The organism is Variovorax sp. 350MFTsu5.1 (genome assembly GCF_048302515.1).
GTDB classification, from domain to species: Bacteria; Pseudomonadota; Gammaproteobacteria; order Burkholderiales; family Burkholderiaceae_C; genus Variovorax; species Variovorax guangxiensis.
In genome coordinates this window covers 3,368,605-3,383,519 of the sequence record NZ_CP157620.1, presented here as the reverse complement: position 1 = coordinate 3,383,519, position 14,915 = coordinate 3,368,605, and the positions used below count along the sequence as shown (strand labels likewise).

At 69.7% G+C, this 14,915-nt stretch carries 13 protein-coding genes; all 13 read left to right on the top strand.

Annotated elements, in window-relative coordinates:
* Positions 1-2: 2 nt before the first annotated feature.
* The 13 genes from ABL843_RS15375 (at position 3) to ABL843_RS15315 (ending at position 14,903) form a co-directional block, all read left to right on the top strand.
* Positions 3-728: a 4'-phosphopantetheinyl transferase family protein gene (locus tag ABL843_RS15375; RefSeq protein WP_418120407.1), complete on the top strand. Its 726-nt coding sequence runs from the start codon at positions 3-5 to the stop codon at positions 726-728.
* The gene (locus ABL843_RS15370; RefSeq protein ID WP_369662362.1) at positions 725-1,549 is read left to right on the top strand and encodes a serine aminopeptidase domain-containing protein; all 825 of its coding nucleotides are present in this window, start codon (positions 725-727) and stop codon (positions 1,547-1,549) included. Before ABL843_RS15375 ends, ABL843_RS15370 begins: the two co-directional genes overlap by 4 nt.
* On the top strand, positions 1,542-2,495 hold the full coding sequence (locus ABL843_RS15365) for a hypothetical protein (RefSeq protein ID WP_418120406.1): 954 nt from the start codon (positions 1,542-1,544) through the stop codon (positions 2,493-2,495). The genes ABL843_RS15370 and ABL843_RS15365 overlap by 8 nt, the downstream gene beginning before the upstream one ends.
* 71 nt (positions 2,496-2,566) lie before the next feature.
* Positions 2,567-3,778, top strand: coding sequence for a polysaccharide biosynthesis/export family protein (locus ABL843_RS15360; protein ID WP_418120405.1), 1,212 nt, complete (start codon positions 2,567-2,569; stop codon positions 3,776-3,778).
* Between the two features lie 50 nt (positions 3,779-3,828).
* On the top strand, positions 3,829-6,177 hold the full coding sequence (locus ABL843_RS15355; protein ID WP_126019698.1) for a polysaccharide biosynthesis tyrosine autokinase: 2,349 nt from the start codon (positions 3,829-3,831) through the stop codon (positions 6,175-6,177).
* On the top strand, positions 6,174-6,893 hold the full coding sequence (locus ABL843_RS15350; RefSeq protein WP_418120404.1) for a sugar transferase: 720 nt from the start codon (positions 6,174-6,176) through the stop codon (positions 6,891-6,893). The genes ABL843_RS15355 and ABL843_RS15350 overlap by 4 nt, the downstream gene beginning before the upstream one ends.
* 73 nt (positions 6,894-6,966) lie before the next feature.
* Entirely contained in the window at positions 6,967-7,989 is a 1,023-nt protein-coding gene (locus ABL843_RS15345; protein WP_418120403.1) for a GDP-L-fucose synthase family protein, read from the top strand.
* A 33-nt stretch (positions 7,990-8,022) separates the two neighbouring features.
* Entirely contained in the window at positions 8,023-9,348 is a 1,326-nt protein-coding gene (locus ABL843_RS15340) for a hypothetical protein (protein WP_418120402.1), read from the top strand.
* 30 nt (positions 9,349-9,378) lie between these two features.
* Positions 9,379-10,455: a glycosyltransferase gene (locus ABL843_RS15335; protein WP_418120401.1), complete on the top strand. Its 1,077-nt coding sequence runs from the start codon at positions 9,379-9,381 to the stop codon at positions 10,453-10,455.
* Complete coding sequence (locus ABL843_RS15330; RefSeq protein ID WP_418120400.1) at positions 10,452-11,402, top strand: hypothetical protein; 951 nt, start codon at positions 10,452-10,454, stop codon at positions 11,400-11,402. The genes ABL843_RS15335 and ABL843_RS15330 overlap by 4 nt, the downstream gene beginning before the upstream one ends.
* A 45-nt stretch (positions 11,403-11,447) precedes the next feature.
* Positions 11,448-12,380, top strand: coding sequence for a hypothetical protein (locus tag ABL843_RS15325; RefSeq protein ID WP_418120399.1), 933 nt, complete (start codon positions 11,448-11,450; stop codon positions 12,378-12,380).
* A 19-nt stretch (positions 12,381-12,399) separates the two neighbouring features.
* Positions 12,400-13,659, top strand: coding sequence for a polysaccharide biosynthesis protein (locus ABL843_RS15320; protein ID WP_418120398.1), 1,260 nt, complete (start codon positions 12,400-12,402; stop codon positions 13,657-13,659).
* Positions 13,656-14,903, top strand: a complete 1,248-nt coding sequence (locus tag ABL843_RS15315; protein ID WP_418120397.1) for a glycosyltransferase WbuB — start codon at positions 13,656-13,658, stop codon at positions 14,901-14,903. The genes ABL843_RS15320 and ABL843_RS15315 overlap by 4 nt, the downstream gene beginning before the upstream one ends.
* Positions 14,904-14,915 lie beyond the last annotated feature (12 nt).

Genomic DNA, 14,915 nt, shown 5'->3' with positions numbered 1-14,915 from the left:
GCATGGCCGGCCATTCGCCCCAGCCGCTTTCCATCGACGTGCCGCTGTGCCTGTACGTCGACCTGGACAGGTTCGCGGGCCTTCCGTCGGAGCAGGTTCTCTCCGACGAGGAACGCGAGCGCGCCGAGAGCTTCCGCTCGCCGCTGGACCGCCAGCGCTACGTGGCCTCGCACCTCGCGCTGCGGCAGGCGCTGAGCGAGTACACCGGCCTGCAGCACGCCGAGCTGCATCTGTCGAAGGGCTCCTTCGGCAAGCCGTCGCTCACCGGCCATGCGCGCACGCAGTTCTCGCTGAGCCACAGCCAGGGGCTGGCGCTGATCGCCATCGGCGGGCGCGGCCCGCTGGGCGCCGACATCGAGCTGCTGCGCCCGGTGCCCGACGCGGCGGTGCTCGCGGCCGAGCATTTCACCCGCCGCGAGCAGGAAGCGCTGGCCGCCCTGCCCGCGCAGGAACGCGACCGCGCCTTCCTGACCTGCTGGACCCGCAAGGAAGCCTGCCTGAAGGCCATCGGCGTGGGGCTGCTGGTGTCGTCGCAGAGTTTCGAAGTGGGCCTGGAGCCCGACTGCCGCAGCGTGGAGCTTGCGGTGGCGGGCCGCATCCTCTGGCTGCTGCTGGGCCCGGCGCCCGAGCGGATGGACTGCGTGGGTTCCATCGCCGAATGGCGGCAGACCGAGGCGCGCGCCGGCAACGCCAGCCACTCGGGCCGCCTGCTGGAGGCGCACGCATGAGCCATCTGAAGCCGATCATGTTCGGGCCGGCCTCGCGGCAGCTCTTCGGCGTGTTCCATCCCGCCGAGGAAGACAGCGCCGGCGGCAACACCGCCGTGCTGCTGTGCCCGCCCTTCGGGCAGGAAGGCCTGCGCACCCACCGCTTCTTCAAGGTGCTGGCCGAGCGGCTCTCGCGCTCGGGCATCGCCACGCTGCGCTTCGACTTCTACGGCTCTGGCGATTCTCCGGGCGAGGAAGTCGAGGGCGAGCTCGACGGCTGGCGCCGCGACCTCTGCTCGGCGCACGAAGAGCTGCGGCGGCGCGCGCCCGGCGCTTCCATCGTGTGGATCGGCGCGCGGCTCGGTGCCACCGTGGCGGTGCTGGCGGCGCGCGGCGGGCGCTGCGACCCCGTGCGGCTGGTGCTGTGGGAGCCGGTGATCGACGGGCGCAGCTATGCGCGGCTGCTGCGCGAGCAGCACGTGGCCGCCATCGACACCACCTTCTGCATTCCCGACCTGGCGTGGCGCCGAAGCCTGCTGCAGGAGCCCGAGGCGATGCCCGAGGAGGCGCTGGGCACCCTGCTCTCGCCCGCGCTGCGCGCGCAGCTGGCGGCGCTGGTGCCCGAGTCGCTGCCGCTCACCGCGCTGCACGACACGCTGGTGCTCGCCGGCCCCGACGACGAGCGCACCGCCCAGTGGGCGGCCGACCAGCAGTCGCGCCACATGCCGGTGCGCCTCGCGTACTTCAGCCACCAGCTCGACTGGACTTCCGACCCCTATCCCAACAGCGCGATGGTCCCGGCCGATGCGCTCAACCGCCTGCAGGGTGCTCTTCATGAATGACCCGACCACGACGCTTCCAAGTGCCATCGCCCAGGCCCCGCTGCAGTTCGGGCCCGGCGACGCGCTGATGGGCATGCTCACGCTGCCTGCGCGGCCGGCGCGCGGCGGCACCGCCTGCCTCATGTTCAACATGGGCGCCAACCACCGGGTGGGGCCGCGCCGCATCAACGTGAAGCTGGCGCACCTGCTGGCCGCGCGCGGCGTGGGCAGCCTGCGCTTCGACCTGGGCGGCATCGGCGACAGCGACGCGCTGGCCACCTCGCCCGACCTGCATGTGCGCGCGGTGCACAGCCTGAAGGCGGCCATGGACGCCGCGCAGCGCACGCTGGGCGTGAACCAGTTCGTGATCGTGGGCATGTGCTCGGGCGTGGAGCACGCCATGTCGGCCGCGCTGGCCGACCGGCGGGTGGTGGGGCTGTCGCTCTTCGACGGATTCGCCTTTCCCGAGCTGCGCGCGCGGCTGGAGCGCAACCTGCGCCGCGCGCTGGCCGCGCCCGCGCACCCATCCTTTCCGGGCAAGGCCAGGCGCTGGCTGCAGCGGCACTTTCTGCGCAGCCACTCGACCACGCCCCTGCCGGGCTTCTTCGCTGAAAGGCGCGCGCCCGAGGCCAACGCGATCTGGTTCGGCGCCGCGCTGCAGCGCCTTGCCGAGCGCAACGTGGCGATGCAGCTGCTGTATTCGGGCTCGCTGCACGTGTGCGACCGCGGCCGCGACCAGCTCGGCGCCTTCGCCCGCAAGCCCTTCGCGCAGGGGCTGCAGTACGAGTTCCTCGGCGAGGTCGATCACACCGTGTGCACCGCGAGAGGACAGCAGCTCTTCCTGCGCAGCGTGGGCGACTGGGTCGCCGAGCGCTGCCTGGCCGGTGGCACCGAGCGGCGCAGCCAGGGCAGCAGCCGGGCACCCGCCAGCCCCGAACCGGCCATGACCACCTGGGCCGCGCTCTGACAGAGGTCCATGCCGAACCATTCATTCACGCCTTGCACCACCCGCCACAACCAGCCGTCAAGGAGATCACCATGCAACGCCACGATCCAGCGACACAAGCACGCGGAACGCAACCGTCCGCGGTCCTGGCCCGGACGCCAGCGCAGGCACGGCTGCGATGGTTCGGGCTGGCCATGCTGGTCTCGATCTGGCTGGTGATGCTCGCGGGCTGCGCTCCGGGATTCGGCTCGGTGGCACCGCTGGGCTTCACCCGCGCCAACGGCGACAGCACAGCCTCGGGCAGCACCGGACAGATCATCCCGATCACGCCCGACCTGATCCGCACGCAGATCGCGCAGCGGCCCAAGGGCGTGCCCGAGAACATCAAGCGCCTGTTCACCGCGGCACCGGTCTACACCATCGGGCCGGGCGACGTGGTGGGCATCATCGTGTACGACCACCCCGAGCTGCTGCCGAACGCCGGCGCGGTGATCGCGCAGCAGTCGGACCCGACGGGCGTGACCGTGGCGCCCGGCTTCATCGTCGACGCCAAGGGCGAGATCTTCTTTCCGTACATCGGGCGCACCAAGGTGCAGGGCCTGACCGAGAGCGGCGCGTCGGAGCTGATCGCGCAGCGCATCAAGTCCTTCATCAAGGACCCGCAGGTGACGGTGCGCATCCAGTCCTTCCGCAGCCAGCGCGCCTACGTGCAGGGCGAGGTGCGCACGCCGGGCCTGCAGATCTTCACCGACGTGCCGATGACGCTGTCGGAGGCCATCAGCCGCGCCGGCAGCTTCACCCAGGCCGGCGACCGCGCGAACGTCACGCTCACGCGCGGCGGAGTCTCGACGGTCATCAACCTGCCGATGCTCCAGGCGATGGGCGCCGACCCCAACAGCATTCCGCTGCGCAACGGCGACATCGTGAATGTCGGCACCCGCGAGGACAGCCGCGTCTACGTGATGGGCGAGGTGCGCGCGCCGTCGGCGCTGCAGATGCGCAACAACGGCCGGCTGAGCCTGAACGAGGCGCTCGGCGATGCAGGCGGGCCCGACCTCGCGACCTCCGACCCCGGCCAGATCTACGTGGTGCGCAACTCGCCCGACAACCTGGACGTGCAGCAGGTCTTCAACCTCAACGCGAAGAACCCGGTGGCGCTCGCGCTGGCCGACCGCTTCGAGCTGCAGCCGCGCGACGTGGTGTACGTCGACCGCGTGCCGCTGGTGAGCTGGAGCCGCGTGTTCAGCCTGATCCTGCCGGCCGCCCAGGTCGTCAACCTCGCCCGCGACACGGCCCGCCGCTAGGCGCCTCGCCCGTCCGGACAGCAACAACGCCAACGCAAAAGGTGAACCCCATGAACGCGCACTGGCAACCGTCGCTTCCCGCGCCCGCGGGCACCCCAGTGACGGTGCTCGAAACCACGGCCTGGCCCCGCGAGTCCCGCTTCCACGAGTACTTCGACATCCTCGTGGACAACCGCTGGCTGATCGCCGGCATCACGGCGCTGGCGCTGCTGGCGGGCGTGGGCTACGCGCTCTTCGGCACCCGCGTGTACGAGGCCAACATCCTGATCCAGGTGGAAGACCCCGACCGCTCGGGCGGCAACTTTCCGGGCGATGCCAACGGAGGCGGCGGCATCAGCGTGAAGACGCCGACCGCGGGCGAGACCGAGATCCTGCGCTCGCGCATGGTGCTGGGCCAGGCGATGGAGAACACCCGCCTGTACATCGGCGCGAAGCCGCTCTACATACCCGTGGTGGGTGAGTTCCTGGCGCGGCATTCGAGCCGGCTTTCCACGCCGGGCGTGTTCGGCTGGGGCAACTATGTCTCGGGCACCGAGCAGATTGCCGTCGCGCAGATGGACGTGCCGCCCGCCCTGGAGGGCAAGAAGTTCACGCTGGTCGCGGGCACCGAGGGCAACTACACCCTGACCAGCCCCGAGCTCGAGTCGCCGCTGCACGGCACCGCCGGCACGCCGCTGGACGCCACCGTGCCCGGCGGCAACCTGCACCTGCTGGTGGGCTCCTTCGAGGCCCGCCCCGGCGGGGCCTTCGAGCTGGTGCGCTACTCGAAGCAGCTCACGCTCCTGGGCCTGCAGCGCGACCTGCGCGTGGTCGAGAAAGGCAAGCAGTCGGGCGTGATGGACATCAGCCTGCAGGCCGAGAACCGCAACCAGCTCGCCGGCGTGCTCAACGAGATCGCGGGCCTGTACGTGCGCCAGAACATCGAGCAGAAGACAGTGCAGGCCGAGCGCGCCCTGGCCTTCCTGGGCACCGAGCTGCCCAAGTTCAAGCAGCAGCTGGAGCAGTCCGAGGACGCCTACAACCAGTACCGCAACCAGAACGGCACCATCAGCCTGGACGACGAGGCCCGCAACGCGCTGACGCAGAACGTCGACCTGCAGGCCAAGCTCTTCGACGCCAAGCAGAAGCGCCTGGACCTGGTGGGCCGCTTCACCGCCCAGCACCCGATGGTGCAGACGCTCGACGCGCAGATCGCCTCGCTCAAGAAGGAGCTGGGTTCGGTGGACGGCCGCATCCGCCGCATGCCCATGCTGCAGCAGAACGCGGTGCGCATGCAACGCGACATCAAGGTCAACACCGAGCTCTACGCGACGCTGCTCAACAGCTCGCTGCAGATGCGGCTGGCCAAGGAAGGCAAGGTGGCCAACGTGCGCGTGCTCGACCAGGCGCTGGTGGCCGAGAAGCCGGTGCGGCCCAAGCCGGTCATCGTGGTCGCGCTGGCGCTGGCCGGCGGCCTCTTCGCCGGTGGCGCGGCGGCGCTGGCGCGCAAGAACCTGAAGCGCTCCATCGAGAGTCCGGACCACATCGAGGCCATCACCGGGTTGAACGTGTACAGCAGCATCCCGCTGAGCACGCAGCAGCGCGTGCTCGACCGCGCGGTGCGCAAGGGCAAGCCCGGCGTCAAGGTGCTGGCGGCGCTGCACGTGGAAGACCCGGCGCTCGAAGGCCTGCGCAGGCTGCGCACGGCGCTCAAGTTCGTGATGGTGGGCGCGCCCAACAACCGCATCCTGATTTCCAGCGCCACGGCCGGCGCGGGCAAGACCTTCGTGTCGTCGAACTTCGCCACGCTGCTGGCGGTGTCGGGCAAGCGGGTGCTGCTGATCGACGGCGACCTGCGCCGCGGCACCCTGACCGAGGACTTCGGCCTGCAGCGCCGCGACGGCCTGGCCGACGTCATCAACGGCGAGGTGCCGCTGGAGCAGGCCATCCACCACCAGGTGCTGCCCTACCTGGATGTGATGTCCGCCGGCACCCCGCACCCGGACCCGGCCGGCCTGATGACCAGCGACACCTTCGCGCATGCGCTGGCGCTGCTGTCGGCACGCTACGACGTGGTGGTGATCGACGCACCCCCGGCCCTGCTGGCCTCCGAGACCGCCGCCATGGCGCCGAGCATGGGCACCGTGCTGCTGGTGGCGCGCGCCGACAACAGCGAGATGGGCGAGCTGCTCGAAAGCAGCAAGCGGCTGGCCCACGTGGGCGCGGCCTTCCACGGGGTGGTGTTCAACGCGGTCGACACCACGCAGCGCCGCAACCGCAGCTACAGCTACGGCTACTACGGCTATGCCCCGACGACCACCGCCGCCGCTCCCGCGCCCCGGCGCGATCCCGCCTACCAGCTGGACACGGCCGACACCGTGATGCCCAGGCGCATCGAACCGGAGCACGCCGAATCATGAACACGCTCAGATCCACCTCCTCCACCGGGCACGGGCCCGGCGATCCGGGCGTCGGCACCGCGGCTGCCAACACGGCGCCCTACATGCCGCTGGGCGGCGCGCCCTGGCTGCGCCGCGCCAAGCGCATGGCCGACATCCTGATGGCCGGCTCCTTCTTCCTCTTCTTCGGCTGGGCCTATGCGCTCGTCTGGCTCGGCGTGCTCTACACCTCCGGAGGCCCGGCTATCTACATGCAGCCGCGCTACGGCAAGGGCGGGCGCGTCTTCAAGTTCTACAAGTTCCGCTCGATGGTGGCCGACGCCGACGCGGTGCTGGCGCGCCACCTGCGCCAGAACGAGGCCGCGCGGCGCGAATGGGCCGTCTACCAGAAGCTGCAGAACGACCCGCGCATCACCCGCTTCGGCGCCTTCCTGCGCAAGTACAGCATCGACGAGTTCCCGCAGTTCTGGAACGTGCTCAAAGGCGACATGAGCATGGTCGGCCCCCGCCCCTGCATGTTCGCGCAGAAGGACCTGTACGGCGACTACTGGGACCACTACTGCGCCGTGCGCCCTGGCATCACCGGCCTGTGGCAGATCAGCGGGCGCAACGAGATCAGCTACCGCCGCCGCGCCGCGATGGACGCGGAGTACGTCGCGCACCTGTCGCTGTGGCGGGACTTCGTGATCCTGCTGAAGACCTTCGGGGTGGTGACGGGGGCGCGCGGGTCGCGATAGCGGCCGCAGCGACACAGCCACTACCCATCAGCGGTTCCGCTCTTTCCATTCAACCACTTCAACGAAAGCTCATATGCGAATCTTCGTAGCAGGTCATCGCGGCATGGTGGGTCAGGCGACGGCACGGCGCCTTCGCGAACTGGGCCACGACGTGGTGACGCGAACCCATTCCGAACTCGATCTCCTCGACCAGGCAGCCGTGGCCCGCTTCTTCGCCACGGAACACATCGACGAGGTCTACCTGGCGGCCGCCCGGGTCGGCGGCATCCACGCCAACATGACGTATCCGGCCCAGTTCATCTACGAGAACCTGGCCATCGCCACCAACGTGACGCACCAGGCCTTCGTCTCTGGCGTGAAGCGGCTTCTGTTCCTGGGCTCCAGCTGCATCTATCCGCGCATGGCCGAGCAGCCGATCCGAGAGGAATACCTGCTCAACGGAAAGCTCGAGCCCACCAACGAGCCTTACGCCATCGCCAAGATCGCCGGGCTCAAGCTGTGCGAGAGCTACAACCGCCAGTACGGCGCCACGCACGGCATCGACTACCGCAGCGTAATGCCGACCAACCTGTACGGCCCGGGAGACAACTACCACATCGAGAACAGCCACGTGGTGCCCGCGCTGATCCAGCGCTTCCACCTGGCGAAGATCGGCAATTCGCCCAGCGTGCTGATCTGGGGCAGCGGCCGCGCCCGTCGCGAGTTCCTGTACGTCGACGACATGGTCGAGGGCTGCCTCGCGGTGATGAACCTTTCGCGCGCCGAATACGACCGGCAGACCGACGCGATGCGCGGCCACATCAACCTCGGCACCGGCGAGGACGTATCCATCGCCGAGCTCACCGAGCTGATCCGCGACGTGGTGGGCTATACCGGCACCATCCGCTACGACCTCGCGCAGCCCGATGGCGCGCCGCGCAAGCTGCTGGACGTCTCGCGTGCCAACAGCCTCGGCTGGCACGCGACCGTGCCGCTGGCCGAGGGGCTTCGCCGCACCTACGCCGACTACCAGAAGGCGATCCGGCCGGTCGAAGAGATCGATGCAGCAGGTCAAGGCCAGGACCAGGCGCAGCCCTTGGTCAAGGCCCACGCCTGAACCGCCGACTGCCCATCCCCCAGCAGGCCCGCCATGCGCCCCCTCGCCTTCTGGTCCGGCATCGTCTGCGCCGCGCTGTGCGGCCTGGTCGATCCGGTCTGGGGCTACGCGGCGGTGTTCGTGCTGTCGCTGGTGCAGATCGCGATGCTGGGATCGGCCGGCGGCAGCGTGTTCCTGCTGATCCATTACGCGGCCATCCTGACCTACTTCTCCATCGCGCCGGCGATGCAGATATCGCACGACATCGACTTCTGGGACGCGGGCGTGATGCGCGCCGATTCGCACACGCAGGCGCTGATGCTCTTGCTGCTCTACATGGCGGGCGTGGAGGCCGCGCGGCTGGGGGAGCGCGATGCGCCCGCCGACGCGATGGCGCGGCGCGACGGCCGCATGGCCGAGCTCGCCAACGCCCAGTTGCTGCTGCTGGGCTGCGCGGTGTTCGCCTTCGCCGCGCTGCTGGTGAAGCCGGAGCTCAACTTCGTGGCGCGCGGGGTCGCGGGCCTGGGCAGCGAGGACAACAACCTCGCCATCGACTTCATCTTCTATTCCACGCTGCCCAAGCTGGTGGTGCTGATGTGCTTCGTGGCGCTGGCCATCCAGGCGTTGCGCCGCCGCACGCTGTGGTCGTGGGGCGTGGCGGGCATCGCCTTCGGACTGGCGGCGATCGCGGCCAACCCGGTGAACACGGCTCGGCAAGTCCTGCTGATCGGGCTGCTGCCGCTGCTCGTCCATGCGCTGGCGCGCGGCCGGCGCTGGCTGCTCGCGGGCCTGATCTTCGGCTCCATCGCGGGGCTGGGACCGGTGCTGAACCTGATCTCGCGCGGCAGCATCTGGGGCGAGGAGCTGCGGACCTTTCCCTTCAGCCAGGACTTCGACGCGATGTTCGTCGTCGCCGGCATCCTGGAGCGCGCGCCCATTCCGGACCTGGGCTGGGGCCGCTACCTGCTGTCGGCCTTCTCGTTCTTCCTGCCGCGCAGCCTGAAGATGTTTCCCGACTTCGACCCGCTGGGCTGGTCGGCCATCCTCGGCAACTTCTCGCAGGCCAATCTCTCGCTGCCGCCCTTCACGACGGCGTATTTCGACTTCGGCCTGGCAGGGCCGGCGCTATTCGGCTTCGCGGTATCGGCCGCCTTCCGGGCGGTGGACCGCGCCGTCCAGGCCGGGCGGCCGGTGTCGGGCTCCTACCTGGCGGCGCTGGTGCTGCTGGCCGCCTACGTGCCGTTCATGCGCGGCCCGATCCTCGGCTGGGGGCCGTTCGCGGCCTCGGGCGTGATCGCCGCATTCATCGCGGGCTCTCTGAGCTCCCGCACCCGCCGCGCGATGACGCGCGTGGTGCGGCGTCGCCTGCCGAGCGCATGAAGGAAGAAGAAAGAAAAGAAAGAAGCACCCATGGCCGCCTACCTCTACTACGACACCGTGCGCCTCAACAAGGCGGCCGGCGGCGTGCTCAACGTGTCGCAGGTGCTGCTGCGCCACATGCGGCTTTCGCCCGACGACCGCGTTGTGCCGGTGAGCGAACGGCATCCACGCCTCTTCGCTCTGGCGCAGCGTCTGAAGATCAGCCGCTTCGTGCTCGACACGCTGCTCTACAACTTCCACCGGCTGCGCGCGCTGATCACCGGCGAGCAGCTGTTCTCGATGTTCCCCAACTACTACCTGCCGCTCACGCTGCTGGGGCGGCATCGCGACTCGGTGGTGATCGTGCACGACCTGCAGTACAAGGCCTATCCGCAGTATTTCGGGCGCCTCAAGCGGCTCTTCCTCGACTGGAATCTCTGGCGCGCGGCACGCAGCGCGGCCGACGTGGTCTTCATCAGCCGCAGCAGCCAGCGCGACTTCGAGCGCCACTTCGGCCGCGGCGCGCGTTCCAGCGTCATCTTCAACCCTGTGGACGCGCCGCGAGTCGCCCCGGCCGCCGTCGCGGCGCCCGGCGCGCGCTATCTGATCGCGGCCTACCACTACTATCCGCACAAGAACTTCGCCGGCATCCTCGCGCTCTTCGAGCGCATGAAGGCGGCCGGGCTGGTCGACTACCTCGACATCACCGGCAACGGCGCGGCGGAAGTGCAGCGCATGGTGTCGGCGATGCCGCCCGAGGTGCGCGAGTGCGTTCGGCACCGCGGCCTGGTGCCGCGCAACGAGCTGCTGCGGCTGTACCAGGGCGCCACCGCCTTCATCTCGCTCTCGACCTTCGAGGGTTTCAACCTCTCGGCGGCGGAGGCGGCGACGCTGGGGGTGCCGCTGCTGCTGTCGGACATTCCGGTGCACCGCGAGCTGTTCGCGGACTACGCCTTCTTCGCGGGCAGCGACGGCGACGATCCGGAGCAGATCGCGCAGTACCTGGCGCACCACGAGCACGCCCGCCCGGCGTGGGTGCACGCCGGCACCTGCGCACCCGCCAACGTCGCGAGGCGCTACCTGATGCTCAAGCGCGGCACGCTGTCGCTCGCGGGAGCCGTGCCATGACCGCATGCCTGCCGCCCGTCGTGCGATTGATCGCGAAGCTGCTGCTGGCGGTGGCGCTGCCGCTGGCGGCCCATGCCCAGCCCGCATCGGCGCCGATGCCGGGCTTCGGCGTGATGGTTCATTACCTGCCCGACAAGCAATCGATCGGCGAGATCAGGCGCTTCGACGTGGAAGCCTTCGCGGCCACGCTGGCGGAGATGCGCGTCTCGCACCTGATCCTGACGCTGGGGCAGAACAGCGGCCAGTACATCGCGCCCAATGCGGCGCTGGAGGTGCTCTGCCCGGCCAGCGCCGCAAACCGCCCGCCGCGCGACCTGCCGCTGGAGATCGGCCGGGCCCTGCGCAGCCGGGGCATCGCGCTGATCCTGTACCTGCCGTTCCGTGCGCCGCAGGCCGACCGCGCGCTCATGGATTGCCTGGGCGACGTGTCGGAGCAGGAGCCGCCGCCGGCCCGTTTCATCGCGGCGTGGTCCAGCGTGATCCGCGACTGGTCGCAGCGCTATGGCGCGCTGGCCAGCGGCTGGTGGTTCGACGGCACCTACAACACCAAGGGCATCACGCCCGCCGGCTGGGAGATGCTGTGCAGCGCCGCGCGCGCGGGCGCCACCAACCGTTGGCTGGCCTTCAACGCGGGCGAAGGCGCGGAGCGCTTCAGCGCGAAGTCGGCCCCCTGCCAGAACCTGATGGCCGGCGAATACATGCAGCCGCCGCCGCACCTGACCGGCCCGCCCTCGGAACTCGTCCTGCACGTGCTGACGCCGCTGACCGCCTCGTGGGGCCGCGACGCGCCGGCGCGATTCACGACCGCGCAGCTTCGCGCCTGGATCGCCGACGCATCAGCCGCGCGCGGCCTCTTCACGCTGGACATGCCCATCGACGCAGCCGGCCGCTTCGTTCCCGCGCATGTCGCGCTCATCAAGAGCGTCACGGCGGCGAGCAAGCCCTGAATCAGAGAAACGCTGTCACACCTGCCTCAACCCAACCCGATCACCATGAACCCGCCCCTGCCCTTCATCGTCGTGGAAGACCGCCAGAACAAGACCCTCGCGCTGTGCCGCGAATCGGCGGAACTGGCCGGCGAGCCGCTGCTCGTGCTCTCGGACACCGACGCGGGTCCGGCCTACGAGCGCTTTTGCCGCTCCTACGTGCACCTGTCGAGCAACACGCCGGAGTTCGAGAAGATCTGCTTCCGGCGCTACTTCCTGCTTGCGCGCTTTCTGGAATCCAACCCCGAAGTGCGCGATTTCGTGCTGATCGACAGCGACGTGCTGCTTTTCCAGGGCGCGGGGCAGCACATCAGGCGGCTGGTGGGCAGGGCCGATTTCTCGGGTTCCAGCATGCAGTCGGCCGACGGCTGGAACCCCTGCCAGATCTCGCCGCACGTGAGCTACTGGACATCGAGCGGACTGCGCCGCTTCGTGGCCTGCGTGCTCGACACCTACGCCACGCCCTCGGGGCGCCGGAAGCTGCGCGAGATCTCGGCGCGCTTCGCCGCGCGGGGCGTGCGCGGCGGCGTGTCGGACATGACGCTGCTCTACCTCTGGGCGCACGCCACCGGCAACGACGAGCCCATCAACCGGGTGCTCGAGGGCACGGTGGTCGACCACAACATCAACGGCATGCACAACCTGCATCGCGGGGAGTTCAAGGTGCTGGGCGGCGCCAAGCGCATCGCCTACCGCGAGGGCAAGGCCTGGCTGACCAGCACCTCGGGCGAGCTCACGCGCGTGGTGGCGCTGCACTTCCAGGGCAGCGCCAAGATGGCCATGCCTTATGCGCTGCGCGGTCACATGCTGACCGTGGCGGCCGTGACCTACGCGCTGCAGATGGCCCGGCGCGCGAAGAACAACACCTTCCGCGCGGGCGCGTTCGCGCGCCGGCTGTTCGACACGCGCCGGGTGCACCGCGTGCCGGCCGGCAAATGAGCATGGAGCGAGCCGACCCATGAAGCACTTCAGCCTGCCACTCCCGCTGCCCGGTGCGCGCATGGCATGGCTGTCGGGGCTGGGCGCGCTCGCTTCGCGGCTCTATGTGTACCTGTCGGGCTTCCTCGCCATCTTCCTGATGGCGGCGAGCGTCTCGCCGGCGCGCTTCGGCGAGTACTCGGTCTATCAGTCGGTCATGGAGGTGGCGCTGGTGGTGGCCACGCTGGGCAGCTCGCTGCTGTTCTCGCGCAACGCGGCCTCGGTGCCGCCGGGCGTGACGCGCGGTGACGTGGTGCGCACGCTGTCCATCGGCCTGCCGCTGGCGACGGTGCTCGCGACCGTGATCCTCACGGTGCAGCGCCTGCCGGTGGGCGACGCGCCCTTCGCCATCCTGGTGGTCACGCTGGCGGTGTTCGCCTTCAACAGCCTGCGGCTTTCCTTCAGTCGTGGCCTCGGCCACGCGGGACTGCTGAACCTGGAGGCCGGAATCCGCTCGACCGTCCTGGTCGCGGGCGTGGGCGTCTGCGCCGCGGTGCATTTCGACCTGGGCGTGGCGCACCTGCTGCTCATCAACCTTATCGCGGTGGTCGTGGTGTGCCTGGCCGTGGGCCTGCCGGCCAACGGCCAGGCGCCGCCGATGGGGCGCGCGGCGCTCGGGCTGGCCTCGCAGGCCGGGGCGACGGTGTATTCGCTGCTCATGTTCCTGCTGCGCAAGTCGGACCTGCTGATCGTGGCCTCTTTCATGCCGCTGAGCTACGTGGGGGCCTTCAAGCTCGCCTTCCTGCTGGCCGAGGCGCCCTCGCAGTTCGTGCAGGCCTTCCTGGTCACAAAAACACCCGCGATGCTGGAGACCGAGGCCAGCAACTTCACGGCCGCGAAGCTGCGGCTCGCGCGGCACTCCTTCCTGCTGGGCTGCGGGCTCTTCGTCGGGCTGGCCGCGCTCATCTCGGTGGCCGCGCCGCTGCTCAAGCTGGGCAACGAGGCGCGCACCATCTTCCTTTGCATCGCGCCCTACTTCCTTCTGCGCACCTACACGATCCACCACGAGATGGTGCTGTCGCTGAAGACCTCGATGGGCTCGCTCGGCCAGTGGGCGCTGCTGGAGGTGGCGCTGCGGCTGGCGTCCTACGTGGTGGTGGCCTCGCTCTTTCCCGGCAAGCCGCACTACGTTTTCTTCATCGCCTGCCTGAGCGACTTCGCGCTGTACGAGACGCGCATGCGCCTGCACTTCGGCTTCTTTCCCATCGCGCGCCTGCTGGCGCGGAGGCAGGCATCGTGAAGATCCTCCTCTACTCGATGAACTTCGCGCCCGAGCTGGCCGGCATCGGCAAGTACTCGGGCGAGATGGCCGAGTGGCTGCAGGCGCGCGGGCACGAGGTGCGGGTGATCGCGTCGCCGCCCTTCTTTCCGCAATGGTCGGTGTTCGAGGGGTACTCGGCCTGGATGTACCGCAGGTCCGACTGGAACGGCGTGAAGGTATGGCGCGCGCCCACCTGGGTGCCCTCGCAGCCGCGCGCGCTGGGGCGCATCGGGCACCTGCTGTCGTTCACGCTGTCGAGCATTCCGCTGCTGCTGGCGCAGCTGTTCTGGCGTCCTGACGTGGTGTTCGTGGTCGAGCCGCCCCTGTCCTGCGCGCCGGCCGCGCTGTGCCTGGCCAAGCTGATGCGCGCAAGCTCGTGGCTGCACATCCAGGACTACGAGGTCGACGCCGCCTTCGGCCTGGGCTGGCTGCGCGGCGAGCGGGTGCGGCGCTTCGCGCTGGCCGCCGAGCGCTGGCTGATGCGCAGGTTCGACCGGGTCTCGACCATTTCGGCCGCGATGCGCGCCAAGGCGCTGGAAAAGGGCGTGGACGAATCGCGGCTGGTGCTGTTCCCGAACTGGGTCGACGTGGAGGCCATCCGGCCCCTCGAGCGGCCGGCGCTGGTCTCGGGTGCTTCCGCGCAGGGCTACCGGGCCGAACTTGGCATTCCGGCCGATGCGGTCGTGGTGCTCTATGCCGGCAGCCTCGGCAGCAAGCAGGGCATCGAGCTGCTGGCCGAGGCGGCGCGGCTGCTGGTGTGCTCGCACAACATCCACTTCGTGTTCTGCGGCAACGGGCCGAGCCGCCCGTCGCTGATGAACGCCTGCGTGCGGCTGGTCAACGTGCACTTCCTCGACCTGCAGCCCACCGAGCGCTTCAACGAGCTGCTGGGCATGGCCGACATCCATGTGCTGCCACAGCGCGCCGATGCCGCCGACCTGGTCATGCCTTCGAAGCTGGGCGGCATGCTGGCGAGCGGCCGCGCGGTGATCGTGACCGCGCATGCCGGCACCGCGCTCAGCGAGGCGGTGTGGGGCCGCGGCGTGGTGGTCGAGCCCGGCGACGCCGCCGCGCTGGCCGACGCCATCGAGCAGCTTTCCATGTCGCCCGCCACGCGCGAACTGATGGGATCGATCGGCCGGCGCTTCGCCGAGGCCGAGCTCGACCGCAACGTGATCCTGCAGCGCCTCGAAGAGCAGCTGCAGCGCTGCGTCACCGCCTGACGCGACGACCGG